Consider the following 24,725-nt stretch of genomic DNA (forward strand, 5'->3'; position numbering starts at 1 on the left):
AGAGGGGATGACCCCCCTCTGGTTCAAAGCTTTCAGAAGGGTTTTCCGGACATCATGAAGAATCGCAAGAACGTGGTGCGGGGAGCGTGCGCGCTCACCGTGGCGGTCGGCCTCATTCCTGGGGCGGCCATGGCGCAGGACAGCGGCCCCAAGCTCACCATTGGCGGCACGACCTATACGAAGTACCTCTGGGGCACGCAGCGCGACCAGGGCGCGCTCTACAACTTCACGACCGTGCCCGGTGAGGGCTACGGCGACAACGGCATCGGCACGGAGCTGGAGCTCCTGCTGAACGCGAAGATCTCCCCGCAGGTGGAGGTCAACGGCCGCATCCACAGCCGCTTCAACCAGAACTTCTGGACGAACTTCGGCGGCTTCGGCGGCCGCAACCCGCCGACGAACTGCACCGCGGGCGACTGCGGCGAGTTTGATCCGCGCTCCAACCAGTACATCAAGCTGCGCGGCATGTCCGTGACGCTGCGCCCGGGCTACCTCATCGACTCGGCGCTCATCGGCGCGACGGACCTGGGCCAGTTCGACCCGTTCGTCATCGGCCGCGTCCGTTACATCGACCGCGACAACGCGGCGGCCATCATGCTGCAGGGCTCCAACTTCGACCGGAAGCTCACGTGGGACGCGGCGCGCATCTCGCTGCCCCGCTTGTGGGCCGGCCCGAACTTCAGCACGGGCGCCTTCCACGCGCGTGACGCGGCCTACGGCTTCCAGGCGAAGTACACCGCCTCGGAGATGTTCGACGTGGGCGGCATCTTCCAGTACGCGAACGACCAGGAAGTGAACGCCGAGGACACGAACGTCGACGACGGCCGTGACCTGACGCCGCGCTACCGCAACGGCGTGGGCGGCATCAAGGCGGGCCTGCACATGGGCTCGTGGCTGGACGTGCGCGGCGCGGTGTACTCGTCGTACTCCAACGCGGACCCCGTGCTGTCGCCGGCGAACTTCGGCGGCATCGGTGGCTACAGCGCGGTGCTGGCGGGCCACCACACGGACCAGACGTACATGCTGAACGCGTCCCTCAACGACCCGCTGGACGTGGGCCTGTCGCTGAACTTCCAGCTGTTCAGCATCGGCGCGGACTACGTGGCGGTGATGGCCAGCCGCCGCGAGGCGGACGTGCTCCTCACGGAGGGCCATGACGGCAGCTTCGCGTTCCCCGGTCCGTCCAACGCGTCCTACGGCATCTACAAGGGCAACCCCTCCCGCATCGGCTACGGCGGTTGGACGAGCGAGGCCCAGCAGGTCGCGACCATCAACGTGGACAACGACTTCACGGACTTCGACGAGCCCATGGCGGAGACGGCCATCGGCTGGAAGGGCGTGACGGCGAACCCGGTCTACACCAACGGCGCGCTGGAACTGGGCGGTGAGTATTCCTTCATCACCTACAACACCAACTGGCAGGCCTACGGCAACGACCAGGAGTCGCTGAACAACACCACGTACCCCGGCACGGAGCTGGACTCCGGCGTGGGCCACAACTTCCGCACGGCCTACCAGCCCTTCCAGGACAAGCGGACGCACCTGGTCGCGCTGCGCGCCAAGTACGTGGTGGACGTGCTGAAGGGCATCGATGTGTTCGGCAAGTTCAAGTACATCCACGAGACGGACAAGCGCATGAACGACCCGCGCTTCCTGCCGTTCAACGCGGGCGCGTGCCCGGGCGGCGGCGTGGCGTGCGACAACTCGCTCGCCAACGAGTACAGCGTGGGCAACAGCACGTCCGGCATCTACAGCAACCCGAACGTCATCACGAACAGCCAGGGTGAGACGGGCTACCAGTTCAAGCCGTTCGACAACCTCGCGGACGACGACCGCCTGCTGGACTACACGACGTTCACGGCCGGCGCGGGCTACCAGTTCACGGACGACCTGTACGTGTCCGCGAGCTACTCCAAGTTCTTCGCGGACCTCTTGGACGGCAACACGGCGTTCCAGGCGTACAACAACCACGAGATGGCGTCCGGCAAGCACAACAAGAACCAGGTGCTGGTGAAGGCGCGCTACATCCTGTCCGGCGTGGAGTTCGGTCTGGAGGGCCAGTACGCGTTCGGCACCTTCCGTCCCGACTTCGGCGACGGCTACGTGGTGCAGTACGCGGACGACACCATCGCGGCCGACCACGGCGTGGCGGTGGGTTCGCGCGGCTTCACCAACCGCAACGGCGGCTGGAACAGCCTGGAGGAGCGCAGCTTCGAGCAGATGCGCGTCAAGGCGTTCATGAAGGCGCAGTTCTAGTCACCCCGCGCTCCGCTTCCGGCGGGGCGAGCGGTTGACGCGAGTGGGAGCCCGGGGCGCCTGTGAAGGCACTCCGGGCTCCTTGCGTTTGGGGCACCGCGCGGTACACCTGACGGGCCGTCCCTTCGTGCATGAGGTGCCCTTCCATGTTCGTGCGTTCCCGCGTGTCCGCGCTCCTACTCGCCTCCACCCTGGCCGCGTGTTCCGGCGGCAGGACGCGCGAGGACGCGCTGCTGTTCCGGCTGACGGACCCGGTGGGGGACGACCACGGCGACGGCGAGCTGGTGTATCCGCGCCGCACGGACCTGGGGCCCGGGGACCTGGACGTGGTGTCGGTGGCGGCGTTCGCGGACGGCGAGGCGACGCGGTTCGAGGTGACGTTCGCGCACCCCATCGCGAGGCCCTCACGGGCGCAGTCGGTGGACCTGGAGGGCGCGACGGTCGCGGAGCGGGCGCGGCACGGCTTCTACACGTTCAACGTGGACCTGTACGTGGACCAGGACCGCGCGCCGGGGTCCGGGCGCACGGACACGCTGCCGGGGCGCGGGCTCACGCTGGCGGCGGACTCGGGGTGGGAGAAGGCGGTGGTGCTGACGCCGCGTCCGTACGAGGCGCGCGAGACGCTGCGCAAGCACTGGCGGCAGGTGGCGCTGGCGGCGTACGAGAAGACGACGGGGCCCATTGGCGGCAAGGTGGAGTCGGAGCTGAACGCGGCCACGGAGCGGGAGCTGGAGGCGCGGGTGTTCTTCCCCACGGTCATCCAGGTGAGCGGGCGCACGGTGATGTTCCAGGTGCCGGACCGCTTCCTCGGCGCGCACGCGAGCGCGGACTGGGGCTACGGCGTGGCGGTGACGGGCGCGACCCTCGAGCGGCGCGTGTCGTTGGGCGGGATGTTTGGCGGGGACACGACCGCGAATCAGCAGCTGATGGCCATGGGCATCATGGCGGGGGAGCCGTACAACGACCGCTTCGGTGGCGGGCGCAAGGGAGACCCGTCGCAGTCGCCGGTGGTGGATCTGCTGGTGGCGCCGGGCGCGACGCAGGAGGAGGTGCTGGGGGCCTCGAAGCCGGCGTGGAGCGTGGTGGTTCCGTCGGGGAAGGCCGCGGCGCCAGCGGCCACGGCTGCCCCGGATGAGGGCACGGTGGAGGACGCCGGTGTGCCCGAGATGGCTCCTGCGCGGACCGTGGATGTGCCTGACGCGGGGCCCGTGGATGTGGACGCGGGAAGCGTGGGTCCGTCGTCGCCCGCCCCGTGACGCCGGGCGCCCGTAGGGCTCGCGGGAGGTCCTGGCTGAGGTGAGCCCGCGCGGCCGAGGATGGATGCCCTGGAGGCATCCATGTCCTCGTGCCGGAACTGGGCGGTCGCGGTGCTGCTGTTGCTGCTGGGCACGGGGTGTTCAGCGACGCGCGGCGTCCGGCTGAAGACGGGGCGTGGGGCGCCGGTCGTCCAGGTGCCTCGGGCGGAGGTGGCGCCTGAGCCCCTGGAGGAGGACGCGTTCACGGAGGCGGTGCGGACGCTGGCGGAGGATGCGCCGGTGTCCCCGCGTCCTCGTGAGGAGGCGTACCGGCTGTTCGCGGGTTCGTTCTCCACGAAGGCGTATGCCCACGTGCGCGGGAGGCTGGGGCTGGTCTCCGTGGAGGAGCCGTCGCGTGCGCGGCCGCGGGTGGATGACTCGGACCGGGAACTGGCGAGCGCCTATGGGCGGTGGTGCCAGCGCAAGCAGACACCGGGCGACTGTCTCCAGGTGCTGGAGACTGGACCCACTTTGGATGAGGACGGGAGGCGCTCGCTGGCGTTCGCCATCGCGCTGGACTCGGTGTGGGACGAGACGTCGGAAGCGCTGGTGGGGATGACGGATCAGCGGGCGGTGCTCACCACCATCGTCGCGACGGGCACGGTGTACCTGGCGCTGTGGTTGATGCCGGAGCCTGTGTCGAAGGGCATCGCGGCGACGATGACGGTGGTGCTCATCGGGTACCTGGGCATCGACACGGTGTGGAACCTCATCCAGGGTTGGATCGAGCTGTCCGAACAGGCGCGGATGGCGCGGACGTTCGATGCGCTTCGCGATGCGGGGGAGGAGTACGGCGAGGTGATGGGGAAGAACGCGGCGCGGGCGTTCGTGATGCTGGCGCTGGCGGCGGTGGGCAGCACGGCGGAGACGTTCGCGGCGAAGGTCGCCACGCTCCCGGGTTCAGGGCAGGCCTCGCTGGTGGCGGCGGAGGTGGGGGGCGTCCGTCTGGGCGCGGCGGCGCAGGTGGAGTCCGCGGCGGTGTCCTCCGAGGGTGTCATCACCCTGGTGCTGGCGCCGAACGCGGTGGCCATGTCCGCTCGGGACGACAAGAGCCCCATCGCGAGTGGCACGGACGCGGAAGGGCCTGAGCACCACATTGCGTCCAACAAGTTTTGGACCGCCACGAATCGCGGAGGTCCGTGGTCACCCAGGTTCCAGAAGATCTTCGACAAAGCGGGAATGTCGCTCGATGACCCCGCGAACAGGGTGCGCGTGCCGGGGCACAAAGGGCCTCACCCGGAGGCGTACCACAAGAGGGTATTTGCTGTTCTGGATAGGGTGACGGCGCGATGCAGGTCCATGCAAGACTGCAGAGCTGCATTGACGAGAGAACTGCAAAGTCTCGCGAGCTTGATCAAAAAGGAAGGTACAGACCTGAATCGATGGGTGACTGGCCTTGAGTGATGCAGGAGGTTCATCGGGACAATGAACTACTTCGACCTTTCCGAGCACGTCTCAGAGGGATTCTGGTGTCTGGGGCATCCGCTCGATGCCCAACGGCGGGAACTCGACGACCCCTGGCAGTTCAGGGTGGGCGAACCCGCCCACTTCAAGGGGCAAATCAGGCTTCCGGTGGACGTGGAGGGAGAATCCCGTGATTACTCTCACGCGGCGTTCAGCACCCCGGTCGTCAATGCGAAGCTTGCGGCTCTTTTCCAGGAGTTGGCTCCGAACGACGTAGAGTTGATCCCCGTCGAAGTCGATTCCCGCCCAGGGCCGTATTTCATCCTCAATGCACTCCGCACCATCCCGTGTGTCGACACGGAGGCATCATCGGATGTGGTGTTTTGGACCGAAGAGGACGGGATTCCGGAGAAGGTCGGCACGCTCAGATTCATCTCTGAGATGCGCATTGACCCGTCAAAGGTGGGCGACGCCAGGGTGTTCCGTCCCTCGGAATGGGACGTCGTCCTCATTGTCTCCGAGGACATCAAGGCCGCGATGGAGCGCGAGGGCATCACGGGCGCGGTGTTCGAAGCAGTGACGGGGCCTCCGACCTTCGACCCCGTTCGGCGTGCGGAGACGAAGCGGCGTGGCGAGTTGTGGGACCAGGCTCACCATGCCCGTGCGGCCGTGTGGCGCGGGCTTGGCACCCTGTCCGACGACTTCTACATCCCTCCCGTCGTGGGCGGCCCATGGCCCGCCAAGAGCCAGCACTGGATCGCCTTGCGCCGTCCTGATGGCCACATGCTCATCGTGACGGACGGCCTGTCTGATCCCTACTCCGACATCCTGGATCGGCCTACCGCTGGCTTCGGACTGGAGCTCGCCATCGAGACTCCGGAGCCGCTCGGGGAGGTGTGGAAGAGCTGGCCGGTGCATCTGCTCGAACGCGTGGCCTACGAGATCGCCGAGTTCGAGAAGCTCCGTGTCACCCTGTCTCAAGGCACGCTGTCCATGGAGGTGGACGGCGTGGGCATGCCTGAGACCCTCGTCACCCCCGAGGGCCGCGTGGCCGTGCTCATTGGCATGGAGACGGACTCACTGCCCTCGCGCTTCACGCTTCCCGGAGGCGAGGTCCGCCTGCTCACCGTGAAGGCGCTGATGCCCGCGGAGCTGCAATGGCTGCTCCGCCAGGGCAAGGGCGCGGCGGCGGAGCTCATCCGCCGCTTCAGCGCCGCGGGAGAAGGCCACCTCTCCCGCTCCTGGCGTCAGCCCGTCGTCAGCTAACGCAGCCGCCAGATGCCCGTGGAGCGCGCCGGCACGCTCGTCTTCCACGCTCCCGTGCCGCCGGAGAGCGGCGTCACGCCGGGGTCCAGGAACAGCGGCTCCGCCGTCGTGGCCTCCACGTCGAACGGCCCCACCGACTCCTGCGCGGTGGAGAAGTTGTGGACCACCAGCACCTGCTCGTCTCCCAGCGTCCTCACGAACGCCAGCGAGCGCGACACGCCCGTCGTCGGCGTGAACAGCCGCAGGCCTCCGTTGCGCAGCGCCTCCGAGCCCTGGCGCGCGTGGATGAGCGACCGGTAGCGCGACAGCAGCGACCCCGGGTTGCTCCGCTGCGCCTCCACGTTCGCCGTCTCCCGGCCGCTGGAGAACGCGTACCACGGTGAGCCCGTGGTGAAGCCTCCGCCCGCCGCGGCGGTCCAGGGCATCGGCGTGCGCTTGGACTCGTCGTTGTTGGCGTTGCCGTTCCCCAGGCCCACCTCCTCGCCGTAGTAGAGGAACGGCGCGCCCGGCAGCGTCAGCAACACCGACGCCGCGAGCCCCAGCTTCGCCCCGTCGTGGGTGAACTGCGTCGCCAGCCGCACCATGTCGTGGTTGGTGAGGAAGGGCGCGTCCGCCACACCGGCCGGATAGTTGTTCTTCATCTCCAGCAGCTTCGCCGCCACACCCCCGCCGTTGCCCGCGTTGATGCCCTCAATCACTCGCGCGGACAGGGGGAAGTTGAAGTTGAGCGGCAGCTCGTCCCCGCCCGGCACCGTCGCCGTGGAGCCGTAGTACTTCCCCACCGACGGCGTCTCGCTCCAGTTCTCACCCACCAGCACCGCGTCCGGCTTCACCGAACGCACGTGCGCGGAGAACTCCTTCCAGAACGCGTGCGTCTCCGGCGTGTCCGCCTGGCCCGCGCCGCTGCCCGTCTCGATGAGGTAGCGCGCGGCGTCCAGCCGGAAGCCGTCCACGCCGCGCTGAAGCCACAGCGTCGCCAGGCGCTTCATCTCCTCGCGCACCGCGGGCGTCTGGAGGTTCAGGTCCGGCATGCCGCCCCAGAAGGCGCCGTAGTACCAGCCGCTGTCCTGCTGATGCCACGTGTTGGTCTGCGAATAGATGTCCCACGGCTGCGCCCAGCCCGGGTTGTTCGCACGCCACTGGTACCAGTCGCGCTTCGCCGACTGCGGCGACGACGCCGAGTCCACGAACCACGGATGCTGCGAGCTGGTGTGGTTGATGACGAAGTCCAGGATGACGCGCATGCCCCGGCGGTGCGCCTCGTCACACAGCCGCTGCAGGTCCTCCAGCGAGCCGTACGCCGTCTGGATGCGCTCGTAGTCCGTCACGTCGTAGCCGTGGTAGCTGGGCGACGCGAACACCGGCATCAGCCACAGCGCGTCCACGCCCAGGTCGTCCTTCGTCGCCGGGTTGCCGTCGTTCAGGTAGTCCAGCCGCGAGATGAGCCCCGGCAGGTCTCCCACGCCGTCGCCGTTGGAGTCCTGGAAGCTGCGCACGAACACCTCGTAGAACACCGCGCCCCGGTACCACGCGTCTCCCGCGGGCGCGGCGAGCGTGATGTTTCCGGACGCGGGCGGGGTGACGGGAGTCGAAGGCGAGGAACCGGCGCAGGCCGACAGCAGGGCCGCGCCGCAGAGGGAGAGTCCGCGGAGGGGGCGCATGGCCTCTCCCTCTAACAGCGAACGTTCCACACGGGCCAGCGCACGGCGTCCGTGAAGCGCGCTCACCCGGACAGTAGGCTTGTGGCCGCCATGTCCCACCCCGCGCGCCGCCTCCACTCCCTGCATATCCGGCAGGGGCACCCGGACTTCCTCGACCTTCCGTGGGAGCTGCCGCTGGAGGCCTGGACGGAGCGTTCACCGCGCGTGGTGGAGGTGCCGCGCGGCCTGTCCCGGCACGTCGTCGTCTTCGTCAGCTACGGCGCCACCATCTACGCCTTCAAGGAGACGCCCGCGCGCGTGGCGCAGCGCGAGTACGACCTCTTGCGCGGCCTGGAGGACCGCCGGCTGCCGTCGGTGTGTCCCGTGGGCCTCGCGGTCCAGACGGAGGAGGGGCTGGACTCCGCGCCCGGGGACCGGCCCGGGCTGCTCATCACCCAGTACCTCGCCTCGTCGCTGCCGTACCGCGCGCTGTTCATGCACCAGGGCCTGGAGCGCTACCGCTCGCGGCTGTTGGACGCGATGGCGGGCCTGCTGGTGCGGCTGCACCTGGGCGGCTTCTTCTGGGGGGACTGCTCGCTCTCCAACGTGCTCTTCCGCCGCGACGCGGGCGAGCTGCAGGCGTACGCGGTGGACGCGGAGACGTCCGAGCTGCACGAGCAGCTGTCCGCCGGTCAGCGCGAGATGGACCTGCAGATCATGGAGGAGAACGTCGCCGGAGGCCTGGCGGACCTGGCCGCGCGCGTGGAGCTGGCGGAGGAGCTGCCGCAGGAGCTGGAGGCCTGGCAGGAGACGGCGGCCAGCATCCGCCAGCGCTACGAGCGGCTGTGGGCGGAAATCAACCGCGAGCTCATCCTCCAGCCGCACGAGAGCTACCGCATCCACGAGCGGATCCGCACGCTCAACGACCTGGGCTTCTCCGTGGGCGAGGTGGAGCTGCTGGCGAGCGGGCAGGGCAGCCAGCTGCGCATGCGCACCATCGTCACGGACCGCGAGTACCACCGGCACCAGCTGCACACGCTCACCGGCATCGTCGCGGAGGAGCGTCAGGCGAGCCTGCTGCTCAACGAGATGCAGGAGATGAAGGCCACGCTCACGCGCAAGCTGGACCGCAGCGTGCCCCTGAGCGTGGCCGCGTTCCGCTGGCTGGACGAGCGCTACCACCCCACGCTGTCTCGCCTCCAGAAGGAGCTGGGCCGCGCGGCGGACACCGCGGAGCTCTACTGCCAGGTGCTGGAGCACAAGTGGTTCCTGTCCGAGCGCGCGAAGCGCGACGTGGGCCTGGACGCGGCCCTCCAGGACTACGTGACGCTCACCCGCAGGCAGCCCGGCATCGCGCCGCTGGTGGAGGACGCGGCGCGGCCCTCCAAGGACCTGTAGCCCCGCGAGTCACAGAACCCCCTGGGGCTGTGGCACCCGATGTCACAAGTTCACTCCGGGCACGGTGCTCATGCCTGGGATTGGGGTTTCGGGCTTCACGCGGAGTCATTGGCACATGGGATGAAAGCGGCGCTGGCCGTCTTCCTGGGATTTTCCCCGGAGCCTGTCAGGAGCCCCCCCTCATGCGTCTGTTCCGCCGTCTTGCTCACTCCGGTCTCGCCACGCTGTTCGCCCTGGCCCTTCCGCTCGCGCAGGCGCAGGCGCAGGACTGCGTCCTGTTCTCGGGGATGAAGCACTGCTCCGTGGGCGGCGCGAAGCTGGTGGTGGATGGCAAGGAGCTGCTCGCCCAGCTCCCTGACGCGTCCGGGAAGGACGGCGTGAGCGTGGACACCGAGCAGGCCAAGGGCTGGAGCGCGGCGGTGGCCCACGAGCCCTCCGGCGAGGCCCGCGAGTCGACCGTCAAGACGGTCGTCTCGGGCGGCAAGGTGGTTGGCACCTCCATCGTCACGGACACGTCCGAAGGGCAGGAGTTCTCGGCGAGCTTCGTGGACGCGGACGGCAAGCCGACCACCTACTCGGCAATGGTGTTCCTGGGGGGCAAGCTCGTGGCCTCCGTGAGCGGACTGCCCAGCGGCAGCGTGGGGGCGAAGTCCATCGCGGGCTTTGGCCGGCCGGCCTGCACCACCCTCAACTACAGGGCGTGCATGAAGCTGTGTGGCGGCGGCTCCATCGAGTGCAACTACTGCAAGATTCCGTGCCGCCACGCGGTGGACAGCAACCCGTGGGTGCTCGGCAACGGCCAGTATCCCCACCTCGACTTCTCCTACCAGTCGCCCTTCGGCCCCTTCTCGGTGGGGGACACCATCAAGGCGATGCCGGAGATCGTCATGGGAGACCTGCTGGTGCTGGTCTCGGACGTGCCGAGCGCGGGTGACGCCCAGGACATCGACCAGGTGCTCGTGCAGAGCACGGCGAAGGCGGTGTCGCTCTCCGGCGAGACCGTGTCCCGCTAGGAGCCCTCCGGCTCCGGCCGCCCTCCCGTCATGCGCACGGCGGGAGGGCGTCAGCGGCAGACGCGGATGGGCGGCTCGATGAGGAACGGCTCGGTGGCGTGGGGGTCGTCCGGGTCGAACGCGGGCGCCATGGGCCCCGCGCCGGTGGGCTTCCACTTGCGCGGCACGCGCTCCAGGCCCACGGGATAGATGGTCAGCGCCCCGTCCTTCCCGATGCGCATGCGCAGGAAGTTCTTCCAGTCCGGCAGCGCGAGCGACCCGAAGGCCTCGTTGGAGTGCGCGCCGAAGAAGTTCACGCTCAGCCAGAGGTACAGGCCCGTGATGAACGGGCCCACGAGGAAGCCGCCCACGAACGTGAACGCGCAGGAGAAGAAGAACTTGCCCGCCAGGTGCAGCCAGCCGTCCGCGCAGTGCGCGCCATCCGGCGTCAGCACCGGACACACGCCCAGCTTGCTCACCGTGAAGTACGTGGCCCCCCAGGCGATGAAGAACGCCGCCACGATGTGCGCCACCCCGTGCAGGCTGCCCAGCAGCGCCCGCCACTTCCCGAGCGCCGCGTCCGCCAGCCCCGCGAGGCCACCCACCGTCACCATCCCGAGGATGAGCGTCCAGGGCCGGTTGACCATGCTGTTGGCCACCGCCGTCACCACCTCCGGCAGGCGGGAGAGGCCCAGCGAGCCCACCTCCGCGTAGGCCGCCAGCGCGAGCAGCAGGTACCACAGGCCGGTGATGAGCCCGAACAGCGGGCTGTACCGGATGAGGAACAGGTTCTTGCGCGCGAGCTTCCGCGACGTGGGCTCGTCCGGGAAGCTCTTGCGCAGCGTGGAGCCGTCGCGCAGCACGGGCGCCGCGGGCGCGTGCGTGGGGTGCATGAAGGCGCCGCCGCCGCCCGCGGTGATGCGGTGCTGGCCGGTGTCGTCCTCGTGCCGGCGGTAGTGGTGCAAGTCTCCCGCGAGGAAGACGGCGATGCGCCGCCCGAGCACCTTCTCCTCCAGGTACTCCAGGTTGTTCTCCAGGTAGCTGCCCTTGGCGCGCCGGGCCGCCGCCGCCAGCACCCACGCGGGCTCCGCGTTGCAGAGGATGACGCGGTCGTCGGGGCCCATCTGCTCGGCGACGTGGCGGAAGTACTCCACCTGCGGCACGTCGATGTCGCTGTTGAGCTGCACGTCCGTGCCGATGAGCCACCAGTTCTTCGGCAGCTTCAGCGCGAAGTAGCTGCGGCTCTGCCGCGTGCGGCGCCCCGCCACCCAGCGCTGCGCGCAGAACAGCCGCATGAACGCGGACAGGCCGTCGTACCAGTCGTGGTTGCCCGGGATGACGAACAGGTCCGGGTGCGGTGACTGCGAGCGGCGCATGGCGGCCTCGTAGGGCTGCACCGTGCGCTCCTCGTACGTCTCGCGGCTGGCGCCGGGGTAGACCTCGTCCCCGCCGAACACCAGGACGCGGCCTCGCGGCGTGACGTGGGCCGTCTTGCCGTCCTCCTCCGGGAGCCGCAGCTCCGGCAGCGCCAGCAGGCGCGCCACCGCGTAGGTGGAGTCCCAGCCGTCGCCGATGTCGGAGACGTAGTCGAGCCAGAAGTCGCCGTCCGCGCCCGTCTCCTGCGAGTAGTCGAAGTAGGGCTGCTGCGGACGCACCACCGCCTCGATGAGCCGGTGGTCCGCTCTCGCGCCGAACACCGTGGCCACCACCGCGTCCAGGCCCGTGCGCAGCACCTGCGTGGGGTGCAGCCAGCGCACCATGTCCGCGTGCTTCTGGGGCTTGGTGGCGGTGGCGCTGCCGCGCTCGCGCACCACGTGCGGCGGCGGCGTGGGGCCCTGTTCCTCCCAGGGCGCGGGCGGGTCGTAGCGGCGGTCCCCTTCAGGCCGCAGGGGCTCACCGGCCATGGCGGGGCCCCTGGACGGCGGAGGACGAAGACGGGAAGGCGGGCGGCGCCAGCGTGGACCGGAGAGCCATGGACCCCTGGCTTAGCATGCCTGCCCGGGGCTCCTGGAGGGCAGGCAGGCGTGGTTTCCGTTCCCTGGCGGGACGGTCCCTGAGAGCCTGGGGGCATGTCGAACGCTTCCCTGAAGGACTTCCCCGTCGTCGTGCCCTTCCCCGTGCACTGGAGCGAGATGGACGCGTTCGGGCACGTGAACAACGCCCGCACGTTCACCTGGTTCGAGTCCGCGCGCATCGCGTACATGGCCCGCATCGGGCTGGTGGGGCCGTCCGGCGCGGGGGCGGACACGACGATGGCGGATGGGGTGGGCCCCATCCTGGCGAACACGCACGCGGACTACCTCAAGCCGGTGGTGTTCCCGGTGAACCTGGTGGCGGGCGCGCGCGTCACGCGGGTGGGCAATTCCTCCATCACCTTCGAGCACGCGGTGGCGGGCGCGGACGACGGCGTCCTCTACACGCGCGGTGGCTCCATCATCGTGACGCTGCGCTACGCCACGCACGAGAAGGTGCCGGTGCCGCCCGCCGTGCGTGCGGCCATCGAGAAGCTCGAGGGCCGTACGGTCGGTGGCCAGGCCTAGTTCGCGAGCGGATGCGTGCCGCCATGGACGCAAGTCCAGGAGCGTCGCTCGGGTGCGACGGATAAAATCGTCCGTGAGGAACTTCATGAGCCCTTCCCAGCCTGCGCCGCCCCACCTCCATGCCCCGGCTTCCCCCTCCGCGGACGTGGACGCCGTAGGGCGCATCGAAGCGGTGAAGACGGTGCTGCGGGTGCTGACGCGGACCACGGGGCTGCGCCTGGCGGTGGTGGCGCGCGTGACGCCGGAGTCGTGGACGTGCTGCGCGGTGCTGGACGAGATGGGCTTCGGGCTGAAGGCCGGGGACACGCTGGTCGTCAGCACCACGTTCTGCAACACCGTGCGGAACATGGGGACGCCGCTGCGGGTGAACCACGCGAGCCAGGACCCGCGCTTCCAGAACCACCCCGCGCCGAAGATGTACAACGTGGAGAGCTACATCGCGGTGCCGCTGTACCGGCGCAACGGGGACTACTTCGGCGTGATGTGCGCGCTGGACTCGAGGCCCGCGGACCTCACCGACGACGCGCTGGAGGTCTTCCGCCACCTGGGCGACCTGGTGGGCCACCAGCTGGAGCAGGAGGAGGCGCTCTCCGAGCGCGACTCGCAGCTGCTGGGCGCCCACGAGGCGTCCGTCCTGCGCGAGCAGCTGATGGGCATTGTCAGCCACGACCTGCGCAACCCGCTCAACGCCATCTCGCTGGCGGCGGCGACGCTGATGCGCAGGACGGACCTGGACGACAGGGCCCGGCGGGGGCTGCGGCGCATCCTCGACTCGTCGGACCGGGCGAACCGGCTCATCCGCGACCTTTTGGACTTCACCCACGTGCGCACGGGCATGCCCCTGCCGGTGAAGCCCCAGCCCATGAACCTGCACGAGGTCGCCGAGCAGGTGGTGGACGAGGTGCGGCTCACCGCGCAGGGGCGCTCGCTGGACCTGGTGTGCGAGGGAAACGGGCGCGGGAAGTGGGACCCGGACCGCATCGCGCAGGTGCTGACCAACCTCCTCACCAACGCCGTGCAGTACAGCGCTCCGGGCGCGCACATCCGGGTGGAGGCGCGCGGCGACGAGCGGGAGGTGGTGCTGGCGGTGACGAACGCGGGGACGCCCATCCCGCCGGCGCTGCTGCCCGTGCTCTTCGAGCCCATGACCCGGGGCACCACCGAGGGCAGCGAGCACCGCAGCGTGGGGCTGGGCCTCTTCATCGTGAACCAGATCGTCCGCGCGCACGGCGGCGAGGTGGAGGTGGTGTCCACGGCGGAGGCGGGCACCACCTTCCAGGTGCATCTGCCCCGCGGGTGTTGATCAGCCCGCGTCCGGCAGGGGCCGCTTGAGCACGACGAGCGCCAGCGTGGTGGCCAGCGTGCCCGCGACGAGCGCCAGCACGTAGGGGCCCAGCGGCTGCACGGCGTTGGGGATGGCGAGGACGAAGACGCCGCCGTGGGGGGCTCGCAGCGCGCAGCCGAAGCCCATGGACACGGCGCCCGCGACGGCGGAGCCGAAGGCCATGGCGGGGATGACGCGCAGCGGGTCGCGGGCCGCGTAGGGGATGGCGCCCTCGGTGATGAAGGCGAGCCCCAGCACGGCGGCGGCCTTGCCGGCCTCGCGCTCCTGGAGGGTGAAGCGGCGCTTCGCGACCACGGTGGCGAGGGCGATGCCCAGGGGTGGCGTCATGCCCGCGACCATCACCGCGGCCATGGGGGTGAAGGTGTTGGAGCCGAGCAGGCCCACGCCGAAGGCATAGGCGGCCTTGTTGATGGGGCCCCCGGTGTCGACGGCCATCATCGCGCCCAGCAGCAGGCCCAGGAGCACGGCGTTGGTGCCGGACAGGCCATGGAGGAAGCGGGTGAGGGCGCCCATGAGCGCTGCCACGGGCGCGCCGATGACGTAGGTCATCAGCAGGCCGACGATGAGCGCGGACAGGAGCGGGAGGACGAGCACCGGCTTGAGGCCCTCCAGGTTCGCGGGCAGCCGGATGCGGTCGCGCAGCAAGCGCGTGACGTAGCCCGCGAGGAAGCCCGCCGCGATGCCGCCGAGGAACCCCGCGTTGAGCTGGTTCGCCAGCATGCCGCCGATGAAGCCCGGCGCGAGGCCGGGGCGGTCCGCGATGGACCAGGCGAGGTAGCCCGCGAGCGCGGGCACCATGAGCGCGAAGGCCGCGTCGCCAATGCCCTTCAGCGCGGCGGGCAGCGTGCCGGGTTGCTTGTACGCGTCGATGCCGAAGACGAACGACAGCGCCAGCAGCAGGCCACCCGCGACGACGAACGGGAGCATGAACGACACGCCGGTGAGCAGGTGCTTGTACGCGCCCGCGGGTTCGGCGCGGGCGGGGGCGGCGGGGAGGGAAGGGAGGGCACCTGGCGGTGGGGGCAGGGCGAGGGCCTGCTCCACGACGCGGTCGGCTTGTTTGAGGGCTTCGCCCACGGAGGTCTGGAGGAGGCGCTTGCCGGCGAAGCGCTCCGTGGAGACGTGGGTGTCCGCGCCGATGATGACCGCGTCCGCCTGGGCGATCTCCTCCGAGGTCAGCGTGTTCTTCGCGCCCACGGAGCCCTGGGTCTCCACTCGGATGGCGTAGCCCCGGGCGCGGGCGGCGCGCGTGAGGGCCTCCGCGGCCATGAAGGTGTGCGCGATGCCGGTGGGGCAGGCCGTCACCGCGACCAGGGTGCCCGCGGGAGTGGAGGACGGGGGCGTGCGCGTGGCGGTGTCCGCGCGGCGCGAGGCGCTGCCGTGCGCGACCGGGGGTGGGGCAGCGCCTTCGCCTGGAATGTCCGCACGGCGCGGTGTTCCGGGGGCGGATGAGGGAGGCGTGATGCCAGCTGGCGAGACCGTCCTGCGCGAGGTTTCACCGTGCGGTGACTCCGCGCCAGCGCGGGACGCATCCGTTGCAGGGGGCGGGGCTGGCTCGGAGGCCGTCGTCTTGCGATGCAGCGTGGCGCGGGCCACGGCCTCGTCGATGATGCGCTCGGTGTCGCGGATGGCCACCGCCGTGGAGGTGCGGACCAGGGGTTTGCCCTGGAAGCGCGACTCGTCCACGGTGATGTCCGCGGCGAGGATGACGGCTTCCGCCTGCGCCACCACGGCTTCATCCAGCGGCGTGCGTACGCCCTCCGCGCTGCGCGACTCCACGGAGAGCTCGTGGCCCTTGAGGTCCGCCACGCGGCGCAGCGCCTCGGCCGCCATGAAGGTATGCGCGATGCCCGTGGGACAGGCGGTGACCGCCACCAGTTTCGCCATCGTCGTCGAGTCCTTGTCGTGCCGCTGTCTCTCAAGTGGAGCCTGTCGACCTCACCTGCTCCGCGCCTGCTGCCGCTCGGAGCCACTGCTTCGGGGCCCGCGCATGCAGCCGCTCCTCCGCTTCGCCGTCGTCCGCCGGGAATGGCTGGCGCATCCATGCCATGCCATCCGATTCCCTCCATCCCTCGGACCTGAAAGCTGTCCCCTGGAATGAGAAGGTAAGAACCGCTTGGGGCTCCCCGTCCGGGGCGCACCGCACGAACCTGTCCGACAGTCGGACAGGTTTGGAGAACCGCGGGCCCGCCCCGTCGCCCGCCGTGGCCGGGCAGCGGAAACCTGTCCGACAGTCGGACAGGTTTGGAGGAACGCGGCCCACCCCGTCGGCCGCCTTGGTCGGGCAGTGGGAAACCTGTCCGACAGTCGGACAGGTTTGGAGGTCGGCGGGCCCGCCCCGTTGCCTGCCTTGTCCGGGCGGCGGAAACCTGTCCGACAGTCGGACCGGTTGGGACTGTGCCGGGCGGGAGGTGCCCTTCATGGCCCCGTCTCACCCTGGGCCCAGCGGGTGCACCCGCACCGCGCAGACCAGCTCCGCCACGCGCTCCGGCGTCGGCGGCACCGGGCCTACCCTCGCGAGCTTCCCCGCCGCGAAGGCCGTGCTCCTCCTCGCGCAGGTCTCCAGGTCGTGGCCGTCCAGCCTCGCCGCCAGCACTCCCGCCACCAGCGCGTCTCCCGCGCCCACGGTGCTCGCCACCTCCACGGGCGGTGGCAGTGCTCGCCATGCTCCGTCGTCCGCTATGAACAGCGCGCCGTCCGCTCCCAGCGACACCACCACCAGCCCGATTCCTCCCGCGTGCAGCTCACGCGCGGCACGTGCCACTTCGCCCGGGTTCCTCAACGGACGCTCCACCAGCTCGCCCAACTCGTGCACGTTCGGCTTCACGAAGTCCGGCTTCGCGGCCACCGCCTGACGCAGCGGCTCTCCACTGGTGTCCACCGCCACCAGCGCTCCCTTCGCTCGCAGGCGCTCCGTCAGCGTGGCGTAGATGGACGCGGGCACTCCCGCCGGCACGCTGCCTGACAGCACGAAGCAGCCGTGGTCCTCCGTCAGCGCATCCAGCGTCGCCGTCAGCGCGTCCAGTGCCTCCTCCGGGACTCGCAGGCCGGGCAGGTTCAGGTCCGTCACCGCGCTGCTCGTGCGGTCCACGACCTTGATGTTCACGCGGCTGGAGCCGGGCAGCCGGAGGCAGCGGTCCTGGATGCCGCGCTCGCGGAACAGCGCCTCGAACAGCGGCACGTTGTCCGTGCCCAGGAAGCCCGCCGCTGTCACCGGCCGGGAACCTCCCGCGAGGAACGCCGCCACGTTGATGCCCTTGCCTCCCGGCGTGCGCGTCTCCGCCACCACGCGGTTCACCGCGCCCGCTGTGAACCCCGGACACTCCAGCGTCTGGTCGATGGCCGCGTTCAACGTGACCGTCACCACGCCCGGCTTCGTCGGCCTCACGCCTTCGCTCCGTTCCGGACCAGCAGGCCGCGCACCAGGCCGCGCACCTCGGCGGCGTTGCCACACTCCAGCGCCAACCGGGCCAGCCCTTCCGCGTCCGCCATCGAGATGCCCCGGAGCAGCGCCTTCACCGCCGGGATGCTGGGGATGGCCACGCTCAGCTCCGTGACGCCCAGGCCGGACAGCACCACCGCGCCGGACGGGTCGCCCGCGATGCCACCGCACGCGCCCACCCAGATGCCCGCCTTCCTCGCCGCCTTCACCGTGAGGTCCACCATGCGCAGCACCGCCGGGTGCAGGCCGTCCGCCTGGGGCGCGAGCACCGGGTGCTGCCGGTCCATCGCCAGCACGTACTGCGTCAGGTCGTTGGTGCCGATGGAGAAGAACGACACGTCGCGCGCCAGCCGCTCCGCCATCATCACCGCCGAGGGCACTTCAATCATGATGCCCGTCTCCACCGGCTCCGCGCCGACCTCGCGGCGCACGGACTCGGTGATGGCGCGGGCCTTCGTCAGCTCCTCGGGCATCGACACCATCGGATACATGATGCGGACCGGCCCCTCCTTCGACGCTCGCAGGATGGCGCGCAGCTGCGTGCGGAACAGGTCCTCCCGTTCGAAGCACAGCCGGATGCCGCGCACGCCGAGGAACGGGTTCTCCTCCGCCGGCAGCGACAGATACGGCACGTGCTTGTCCCCGCCGATGTCCAGCGTGCGCAGGATGAGCGGCAGGCCGTTCAGCGCGTGCACCATGGTGCGGTACGCGTGGAACTGCTCCTCCTCGCCGGGCGGCTCGTCGCGCTTGAGGAAGAGGAACTCCGTGCGCATCAGGCCCACGCCCTCGCCGCCCGCGTCCACGGCCTTGCGCGCATCCGCGGCCTCGCTGATGTTCGCGGCCACCTCCACGCGCTTGCCGTCGAGCGTGATGGCGGGCCGGTAGCGCTCCAGCTTCTCCTCCTCGCGCCGCGTGCGGATCCGCTCGCGCTGGTGCGCGGCCTTCGTCCGGTCCCGCTCCGAAGGGCCCACGACGAGCACGCCCGCGTCCCCGTCCAGGATGCAGTGCTGTCCATCGCGCAGGTCCAGCACCGACGGCCCCACCGCCACCACCGCCGGCAGGTCCAACGAGCGCGCGATGATGGCCGTGTGCGACGTGGTGCCGCCGCTCGCCGTGCACAGTCCCAGCACCATGGCGGGGTCCAGCTTCGCGGTGTCCGACGGCGCCAGGTCCTCCGCCAGCAGCACCACGGGGTGGTCCGGGAAGGTGGGCTCGCCCTCCAGCACCTTCGCCAGTGGCCGCAACACGCGCCGGCCCACGTCCCGCAGGTCGGCGGCCCTCGCGGCCATCACCGGCTCGTCCAGCGCGGCCAGCGCCTCCGCGCGGCTTTCGAAGACGCGGCGCCAGGACGCGCCCGCGCTCAGGCCCGTGTCGATGAGGCCGTGGGACTCCGACAGCATCTCCGGGTCGTCCAGCAGCTCCAGGTGCGCCTTGAAGATGGCGGCCCGCTGCGCTCCGGCCTTCAAGAGGAAGCCCTCGTGAAGCTGGCGCAGCTCCGCCGCCGCCCCGGCCAGCGCCTCCTCCAGCAACAGGTGTTCCCTCGCGGCGTCGGCGGCCCGCTCCTCCACCTCCAGCTGCTCGCGCTGGAAGGCCCAGACGGGACCGGCCGCGATGCCCGGCGACGCGGACAGGCCCGCGACCAGCGTCCCCTCGTAGTCGAGCACGACCGTGGGCGGTGGCTCCGCCTTCGCAGTGGACGCGTGGGCAGTGGCCTCGCCCAGGCCCGCGTCGAAGGCGTCGCGCAGCGCGAGGAGCACCGCGTCCGCGTCGTCCCCCTCCGCGGTGAGCGTCAGCGTCGTGCCGCCCCGGGCGCCCAGGCGCAGGAGCGACAGGACGCTGCGGGCGTTCGCCTGCCGCCCCTCGTGGTGGACGGTGACGTCCGCGCGGAAGCGGCGCACCACCTCCACCAGCGCCGTCGCGGGACGTGCATGCAGGCCATGCGGCGAGGGGGACAGGACCTGGAGCGCGCGGCCGTCGAGCACGGGAGCGGCTTGTGGCTCCGAGTCCAGCTCCGGCTCCGAATCCGCGCCGGGGCCGTTGAGCGCCTGGACGATGGCGGCCGCATCCAACGTGGAGGCCAGGGCCGCGGAGCGGGCTTCGTCACCCAGCACGCCGGTGAGGTTGGCGAGCACCTGGAGGTGTTCATCGGACTTCGCCGCGATGCCCACCACGAGGCGCGCATGGCCGTCCTCACTCCAGACGACCCCGGCGGGGAACTGCACCACGACGACGCCCGTCCGCAGCACCAGGTCGCGCGCCTCCGGCAGGCCGTGCGGAATGGCGATGCCGCAGCCGAGGAAGGTCGCGGACACCTGCTCGCGCTTGAGCATGCTGTCCACGTAGCCGGGCGAGATGAAGCCGGACTCCACCATCACCTGTCCGACCAGGCGGATGGCCTCCGCCTTGTTCGCGGCGGCCCATCCCAGGCGGACCTGCGAGGGCGTCAGCATCAACATCGGGGCTCCTTGCTTCGGGTGCGCGCGTGCTTCACGCGGGGGACGACGGGGCATCCTGCCCGGTGTCCGCCCATGCCCGCGCGGGCTTCCCGAGTCCCGTCTTCCTGGTAACAGCTCACAGAGGGGAAGACCTCCCGCCAGCGACATGACGCCCAGGCGACGTCTGGCGTCCGCGCGCGTGACGGCTCGCATGGGGGTGTTAAAGGAGGAGGCCGTCATGTCTGACAGCGTCCTGGACTTCTACGAAGGGCTGGCCGAGGAGTACCACCTGCTCTTCGCGGACTGGGAGCAGTCGGTGGACCGGCAGGGCGCGGTGCTGGACGCGTTGCTGCGCCGTTCAGGCGCGCCGCCGCCGCGCCGGGTGCTGGACTGCGCGTGCGGCATCGGCACGCAGGCGCTGGGGCTGGCGTCGCGGGGCTACGCGGTGCACGCCACGGACCTGAGCCCTTCGGCCGTGGCGCGCGCGGAGCGGGAAGCCCGCGCCATGCACGTGAGCATCACCACCGGCGTGGCGGACATGCGGATGCTGGACTGGCAGGTGCCGGGCACCTTCCACGTGGTGATGTCGTGCGACAACGCGATGGCGCACCTCTTGGAGGACTCGGACCTGGAGGACGCCGCGCACGCGATGGCGTCACGCCTGGTGCCCGGGGGGCTGCTGGTGGCGAGCCTGCGCGACCACACCGCGCTCCTGGAGAAGCGGCCGCGCTTCACCGCCGAGCGCGTGCTGGACACCCCGCTGGGCCGCCGCGTGCTCTTCCAGGTCTGGGATTGGGCGGTGGATGAGAGGCAGTACACGGTGCGCCAGTTCATCCTGCGCCAGGAGTCCGGCGTCTGGCACACCACCGAGCACACCGGCGTCTACCGCCTGTTGGAGCCCGTGGAGCTGGAGCAGGCGCTCACCAAGGCGGGGCTGGTGGATCCGCGCTGGTACACGCCGGAGGAGACGGGCTTCAACCAGCCGCTCATCACGGCGCGCAAGCCCTGAAGCCGCATCACACGCCGCGCGGCAGGGCCCAGAGGTCTTCCTCCGGCCGGTAGACGGTGGCCTTCTTGCCGGAGGAGCCGTGGGCCTTGGTGGCGAGCAGGCCCGCGTGCCAGAGGTTCTGTTTGAGTTTGAAGACGGTGGACGGGTTGAAGTCCGGTCCCCGCAAGCCCGGCTTGAGCTCACCGGAGGGGTCCGCGAGGAAGAGGGCTGTCGCCAGCGCCGGGTCCTCGCGGCCTGCTTCCACGGCCAGCTTTGGCAGCGTGAGCTCTCCTCCGCGGTCCGCGAGGGTCCGGTGGATGAGGCGCACCGCGGGCTGACGGATGAGGACGAAGCGCGCCACGGCGGCGAACGCCTCGTGGGCTTCCAGCAGCCGCTTGCGCTTCTCGTAGCGGGCGGTGGGCTTGAACTGGAGCGCGTCCAGGAGGTCCGCGACGGCCTGGCCTTCGAGGGTGGGCCGCCCGTCCAGGTCCAGCAGCCCGAGCGTGCTGGCGCCGGTGGCGGCATGACGCCGGGCACCCTCGCTCCCCAGGTCGCTCCACTGCTGCGCGAGCGCCGTCAGCAGCGACTGGGACGGCGCGAGGTGCGCCGCGAGGAAGGTGGCCGCGAGGTAGTTGAGCGGGTGGTTGAGCTGGAGGCTGCGCGCGACGGGAACGCCTTCGAGGATGGCGGAGGCCTGGGAGACGGCGCGGGGCAGCGGGGTGGGATCCGCGGGCGGCGCCACCTCCACCCATTGCTGCGCGTCCAGGGCGAGGATGCCGACGCCCGTGTCGCGCGCCATCGACAGGGCGGAGCGGTGGACGTCCGAGGGGGACGTGGGGAGCGCGAGGTACGCGTGGTGGACGCCCGCGCGGTAGCGGTGGGCCTGGCCCAGGCCCTTGACCCAATCCCTGTCGGACGCCTTGACCTCGATGCCCGCGACGAGGATGCCCTCCGGCTGCGCGACGCTGCACAGGATGTCTGGACGCGCGCCCTCCAGCGTGAGCCGGGTCATGGGCTCCAGCTCCCGGGCGAACGGGCTGTGGACGTACGAGGGATGTGCATCCACCAGCAGATGCAGGACGCGCGACCTGCGCAGCCCGTTCGCGAGCAGGTGGCGCTTCAGGGAGCGGACGACCCGGGCCTCGGGGCTGGGCATGTGGCTCAGGCGCGCTTCGCGTCAGCGGGGGCGTTGGGGTGGCGCGCGAGCATCATGCGCAGCTGGGGCTGGCGGCGGACCAGCTCCTGCTTGAGCAGGTGCGCGATGAGCGCGGGCGGCGCGGCGCTCCAGCGCGCGATGTTCTGCACCAGCATGGGCGAGCGGTACGTGCGGCCACACAACAGCGACGTCGTCTTGCCGTCCACCGGCATGCCCACGAGCGCACCCAGGGCCCGGCCTTCCGTGTTGAGGATGAGCTCCACCTTCTCCTCGGACGGGCCGGTGGAGAAGCGCTGGCGCAAGAGCTCGCGCGCGGTGCGGCGCGTCTGCTCCGGCACGTCGCGGTCCACCGTGAGCTTGTGGTGCTCCATCAGGCGGCGCATCGCCCACAGGCGGCGGAAGAGGGCCACCGGCAGCTGCGGGTTGCGCACGAGGAAGCGGCGCACGCCCGTGTCCGAAGCGAAGGCCGCCCGCGCCACCAGCGCCTCCAGGCCCACGGGGTTGCGGTGGTGCCGCGCGATGAGCCGTGCGTGCGCCAGGCCCACGCGCGGGTTCTCCAGCACGGCCTTGATGACGGCGGGCACCGGGTCGAAGCACAGCGCGGACAGCTCCGGATCCTCCGCCCCGTGCGCGAGCGCCACCCGCTGGTCCTCCGGCAGCCCGTGCAGCCGCGTCTCGAAGAGCTTGCGGAAGTCCCCCAGCACCGCTTCGGGCACGTCCTCCTCGGGACCCGCTTCGTCATCGGAGCCGTCCGAGGCTTCCGCTTCCGGCAAGGGCTCCGTGTCGCTCGCGTCGAGCGACGGCGCGCGGTGCTCGGCCTCCAAGGGCGCGGCCTGCCGCACCGTGTTCACGGGAGCCACGGCCTCCGTGCCCGGCAGCAGCGCTCCCTGCGACACCAGCCTCGCGAGGATGTCCCGCAGCTTGTCCGGCGGGAACCCCGTCAGCGCGGGCAGGTCCTTCTCCCGGGTGTGGCCGTCCAACCGCGACAGCACGAAGCCTTCCTCCGCGTTCAGCGGAAGCCGCCGCAGGTCCACCGTCGGGTTCAGCTTGGGCGTCCAGTCACTCATGCGCGCCCCGAGTCTTTCACGACACGCGCATTCCGCGCCTCTCCCGGCCTTCGCCGTCCGCACCGGATTGTTCCCGGCCCGTCTGAAAACGACAGGCCGCGTCGAGGACCGCCTGGCTGCCCTCCTGCCCACGGTCCCGCTCCGGGTTGCCGCGCCTCCGGGGCCGAACGGTGTCGGTGCGGGCACGAAGGAGCCCCGCATGGGTTGACGGGAGGCAGGCAGCTGGACACAACTTCACTTCATGTCCGACCGCATCCAGACCTATGGCGAGTTCTGGCCGTTCTACCTGCGCGAGCACTCGCAGGCGTCGACACGCTGGCTGCACTTCGCCGGCACCAGCCTGGGCGTGGGCCTGGGAGTCACCGCCGCCGCCACTGGCCGCGGCGCGCTGATTCCCGCCGCCCTCGTGTGCGCCTACGGCTTCGCGTGGGCCAGCCACTTCAAGATCGAGCACAACCGCCCCGCGACCTTCAAGTACCCGCTCTGGTCCCTCATCTCCGACTTCCGCATGGCCGCGCTGATGCTGACCGGCCAGCTGGGTCCGCACCTGGAGCGCGCCAACGCCGGCGCGACGGCCGCCGCCACCCTGGCGCCGGCCCCCGTCGAGAGCCGCTGACGCACGGCCGCGCGTCCTCCGCCGCGCTACCTCGGCGGCGGTGGACCGAAGCGGCCCGCGCGGTACCCCTCGATGGACCTCAGGATGTCCGCCTGGGTGTCCCCGATGAACGGCCCGTGGCTCACCAGCGGGTCCCGCTGCGGCTGGCCCGCGTACAACAGCACCCGTGCACGCGTCGTCCCGGTGATGCGGACCGTGCTGTCCCCACCTGACACCGGCCGGTCCAGCCAGCCCACCTGCCCGGGCTTCAGCGCCCGGCGGTCCGGCCCCACCGCGACCTCGCCCTCCAGCACGTAGAAGAAGCCGTTGTACGCGGCGGGCAGGTCCTGCTCGAGGGACGCGCCCGGCTCGAACACGAACTCCGCCAGCGTGACGGGCACGTAGTTCTTCGTCCGGGACCGCACCGGCCCCGACGTGCCGCTGTACAGCCGCACCTCCACGCCCGGCTCGCGCCGCACCGGCAGCTCCGCGTACGGCAGGTCCTGGAACCCCGCCGGCACCCAGCGCTGCGCTTTCGGCAACGTGAGCCAGAGCTGGAGGATGCGCGCCTGGCCCAGGTCGCCCTCCAGCCCCTCGCCGTGGATGACGCCGCTGCCCGCCGTCATCCACTGCACGTCCCCTTCACCCAGCTTGCCGCTGTCGTGGGTCATTCCGCCCTTCACCACCAGGGTCACCGTCTCGAAGCCCGCGTGCGGGTGCGGCCCGCCAATGGGCTTGCCGTCGATGCGGTCATCCATCAACAGGATGAACGGATCCGACCGCGCGTAGTCCTCCGGTGAGATGACCGGCACCACCGTGTGCGCGGGCCCGAACTGCCCCTGTGTGGGCTCGGGCAGGTCGATGATTCGCTCCAGCCTTCGCTGCGTGCTCATGACGATTCCCTTC

Annotated in this window: 18 protein-coding genes; 10 read left to right on the forward strand and 8 right to left on the reverse strand. The window is 70.7% G+C overall.

Annotation, left to right across the window (positions count from 1 at the left end):
* Positions 1-54 precede the first annotated feature (54 nt).
* From NR792_RS28960 to NR792_RS28975, 4 genes are all read left to right on the forward strand, one after another.
* A complete protein-coding gene (locus NR792_RS28960) occupies positions 55-2,256 on the forward strand; it encodes a hypothetical protein (RefSeq protein WP_375755935.1) in 2,202 nt (733 codons plus the stop codon).
* 146 nt (positions 2,257-2,402) lie between these two features.
* Entirely contained in the window at positions 2,403-3,512 is a 1,110-nt protein-coding gene (locus NR792_RS28965; RefSeq protein ID WP_375755936.1) for a glucodextranase DOMON-like domain-containing protein, read from the forward strand.
* An 81-nt stretch (positions 3,513-3,593) separates the two neighbouring features.
* Positions 3,594-4,955: an AHH domain-containing protein gene (locus NR792_RS28970; protein WP_375755937.1), complete on the forward strand. Its 1,362-nt coding sequence runs from the start codon at positions 3,594-3,596 to the stop codon at positions 4,953-4,955.
* A gap of 21 nt (positions 4,956-4,976) precedes the next feature.
* Positions 4,977-6,221: an imm11 family protein gene (locus NR792_RS28975; protein ID WP_375755938.1), complete on the forward strand. Its 1,245-nt coding sequence runs from the start codon at positions 4,977-4,979 to the stop codon at positions 6,219-6,221.
* Here NR792_RS28975 and NR792_RS28980 read toward each other — a convergent pair.
* Positions 6,218-7,882, reverse strand: coding sequence for an alpha-amylase family glycosyl hydrolase (locus tag NR792_RS28980; protein ID WP_375755939.1), 1,665 nt, complete (start codon positions 7,880-7,882; stop codon positions 6,218-6,220). The genes NR792_RS28975 and NR792_RS28980 overlap by 4 nt on opposite strands.
* A gap of 90 nt (positions 7,883-7,972) precedes the next feature.
* On the opposite strand from NR792_RS28980, the gene NR792_RS28985 reads away from it, so the two are divergent.
* Both NR792_RS28985 and NR792_RS28990 read left to right on the forward strand, forming a co-directional pair.
* Positions 7,973-9,259: a DUF4032 domain-containing protein gene (locus NR792_RS28985; protein WP_375755940.1), complete on the forward strand. Its 1,287-nt coding sequence runs from the start codon at positions 7,973-7,975 to the stop codon at positions 9,257-9,259.
* Positions 9,260-9,441: 182 nt separating this feature from the next.
* Positions 9,442-10,272, forward strand: coding sequence for a hypothetical protein (locus NR792_RS28990; RefSeq protein WP_375755941.1), 831 nt, complete (start codon positions 9,442-9,444; stop codon positions 10,270-10,272).
* Positions 10,273-10,322: 50 nt separating this feature from the next.
* Here the strand turns inward: NR792_RS28990 and NR792_RS28995 are convergent, their stop codons facing one another.
* Complete coding sequence (locus NR792_RS28995) at positions 10,323-12,155, reverse strand: metallophosphoesterase (protein ID WP_375755942.1); 1,833 nt, start codon at positions 12,153-12,155, stop codon at positions 10,323-10,325.
* Positions 12,156-12,320: 165 nt separating this feature from the next.
* Here NR792_RS28995 and NR792_RS29000 point away from each other — a divergent pair, with 165 nt between their 5' ends.
* Positions 12,321-12,791 carry an acyl-CoA thioesterase gene (locus tag NR792_RS29000; RefSeq protein WP_375755943.1) on the forward strand — a complete coding sequence of 157 codons (471 nt, stop codon included), beginning with the start codon at positions 12,321-12,323 and terminating at the stop codon, positions 12,789-12,791.
* 85 nt (positions 12,792-12,876) lie between these two features.
* Positions 12,877-14,094 carry an ATP-binding protein gene (locus NR792_RS29005; protein ID WP_375755944.1) on the forward strand — a complete coding sequence of 406 codons (1,218 nt, stop codon included), beginning with the start codon at positions 12,877-12,879 and terminating at the stop codon, positions 14,092-14,094.
* On the opposite strand, the gene NR792_RS29010 is transcribed toward NR792_RS29005, so the two are convergent.
* From NR792_RS29010 to ptsP, 3 genes are all read right to left on the reverse strand, one after another.
* Positions 14,095-16,023, reverse strand: a complete 1,929-nt coding sequence (locus tag NR792_RS29010) for a PTS fructose-like transporter subunit IIB (protein WP_375755945.1) — start codon at positions 16,021-16,023, stop codon at positions 14,095-14,097.
* A 544-nt stretch (positions 16,024-16,567) separates the two neighbouring features.
* On the reverse strand, positions 16,568-17,524 hold the full coding sequence (gene pfkB, locus NR792_RS29015) for a 1-phosphofructokinase (protein ID WP_375755946.1): 957 nt from the start codon (positions 17,522-17,524) through the stop codon (positions 16,568-16,570).
* Positions 17,521-20,034, reverse strand: a complete 2,514-nt coding sequence (gene ptsP / locus NR792_RS29020) for a phosphoenolpyruvate--protein phosphotransferase (protein WP_375755947.1) — start codon at positions 20,032-20,034, stop codon at positions 17,521-17,523. The genes pfkB and ptsP overlap by 4 nt, the downstream gene beginning before the upstream one ends.
* Positions 20,035-20,251: 217 nt before the next feature.
* Here ptsP and NR792_RS29025 point away from each other — a divergent pair, with 217 nt between their 5' ends.
* Positions 20,252-21,022: a class I SAM-dependent methyltransferase gene (locus NR792_RS29025; protein ID WP_375755948.1), complete on the forward strand. Its 771-nt coding sequence runs from the start codon at positions 20,252-20,254 to the stop codon at positions 21,020-21,022.
* 7 nt (positions 21,023-21,029) lie between these two features.
* Here NR792_RS29025 and NR792_RS29030 read toward each other — a convergent pair whose 3' ends face one another.
* Both NR792_RS29030 and NR792_RS29035 read right to left on the reverse strand, forming a co-directional pair.
* Positions 21,030-22,157: a hypothetical protein gene (locus tag NR792_RS29030; RefSeq protein WP_375755949.1), complete on the reverse strand. Its 1,128-nt coding sequence runs from the start codon at positions 22,155-22,157 to the stop codon at positions 21,030-21,032.
* Between the two features lie 5 nt (positions 22,158-22,162).
* A complete protein-coding gene (locus NR792_RS29035; protein WP_375755950.1) occupies positions 22,163-23,224 on the reverse strand; it encodes a hypothetical protein in 1,062 nt (353 codons plus the stop codon).
* A gap of 241 nt (positions 23,225-23,465) precedes the next feature.
* Here NR792_RS29035 and NR792_RS29040 point away from each other — a divergent pair, with 241 nt between their 5' ends.
* Complete coding sequence (locus tag NR792_RS29040) at positions 23,466-23,840, forward strand: Mpo1-like protein (RefSeq protein ID WP_375755951.1); 375 nt, start codon at positions 23,466-23,468, stop codon at positions 23,838-23,840.
* Positions 23,841-23,866: 26 nt separating this feature from the next.
* Here NR792_RS29040 and NR792_RS29045 read toward each other — a convergent pair whose 3' ends face one another.
* On the reverse strand, positions 23,867-24,712 hold the full coding sequence (locus NR792_RS29045) for a pirin family protein (RefSeq protein WP_375755952.1): 846 nt from the start codon (positions 24,710-24,712) through the stop codon (positions 23,867-23,869).
* Positions 24,713-24,725: the final 13 nt, after the last annotated feature.

Origin of the sequence: Corallococcus exercitus (genome assembly GCF_042231735.1) — a bacterium.
GTDB lineage: Bacteria > Myxococcota > Myxococcia > Myxococcales > Myxococcaceae > Corallococcus > Corallococcus exercitus_B.

Coding starts and splice junctions, on each gene's coding strand:
- NR792_RS28980 (WP_375755939.1), bottom strand. CDS start 7,882: ATGCGCCCCCTCCGCGGACTCTCCCTCTGCGGCGCGGCCCTGCTGTCG.
- NR792_RS29030 (WP_375755949.1), bottom strand. CDS start 22,157: ATGCCCAGCCCCGAGGCCCGGGTCGTCCGCTCCCTGAAGCGCCACCTG.
- NR792_RS28975 (WP_375755938.1), top strand. CDS start 4,977: ATGAACTACTTCGACCTTTCCGAGCACGTCTCAGAGGGATTCTGGTGT.
- NR792_RS28965 (WP_375755936.1), top strand. CDS start 2,403: ATGTTCGTGCGTTCCCGCGTGTCCGCGCTCCTACTCGCCTCCACCCTG.
- NR792_RS29000 (WP_375755943.1), top strand. CDS start 12,321: ATGTCGAACGCTTCCCTGAAGGACTTCCCCGTCGTCGTGCCCTTCCCC.
- NR792_RS28970 (WP_375755937.1), top strand. CDS start 3,594: ATGTCCTCGTGCCGGAACTGGGCGGTCGCGGTGCTGCTGTTGCTGCTG.
- NR792_RS28990 (WP_375755941.1), top strand. CDS start 9,442: ATGCGTCTGTTCCGCCGTCTTGCTCACTCCGGTCTCGCCACGCTGTTC.
- ptsP (WP_375755947.1), bottom strand. CDS start 20,034: ATGTTGATGCTGACGCCCTCGCAGGTCCGCCTGGGATGGGCCGCCGCG.
- NR792_RS28995 (WP_375755942.1), bottom strand. CDS start 12,155: ATGGCCGGTGAGCCCCTGCGGCCTGAAGGGGACCGCCGCTACGACCCG.
- NR792_RS28960 (WP_375755935.1), top strand. CDS start 55: ATGAAGAATCGCAAGAACGTGGTGCGGGGAGCGTGCGCGCTCACCGTG.
- NR792_RS29045 (WP_375755952.1), bottom strand. CDS start 24,712: ATGAGCACGCAGCGAAGGCTGGAGCGAATCATCGACCTGCCCGAGCCC.
- NR792_RS28985 (WP_375755940.1), top strand. CDS start 7,973: ATGTCCCACCCCGCGCGCCGCCTCCACTCCCTGCATATCCGGCAGGGG.
- NR792_RS29010 (WP_375755945.1), bottom strand. CDS start 16,023: ATGGCGAAACTGGTGGCGGTCACCGCCTGTCCCACGGGCATCGCGCAT.
- NR792_RS29035 (WP_375755950.1), bottom strand. CDS start 23,224: ATGAGTGACTGGACGCCCAAGCTGAACCCGACGGTGGACCTGCGGCGG.
- NR792_RS29025 (WP_375755948.1), top strand. CDS start 20,252: ATGTCTGACAGCGTCCTGGACTTCTACGAAGGGCTGGCCGAGGAGTAC.
- NR792_RS29040 (WP_375755951.1), top strand. CDS start 23,466: ATGTCCGACCGCATCCAGACCTATGGCGAGTTCTGGCCGTTCTACCTG.
- NR792_RS29005 (WP_375755944.1), top strand. CDS start 12,877: ATGAGCCCTTCCCAGCCTGCGCCGCCCCACCTCCATGCCCCGGCTTCC.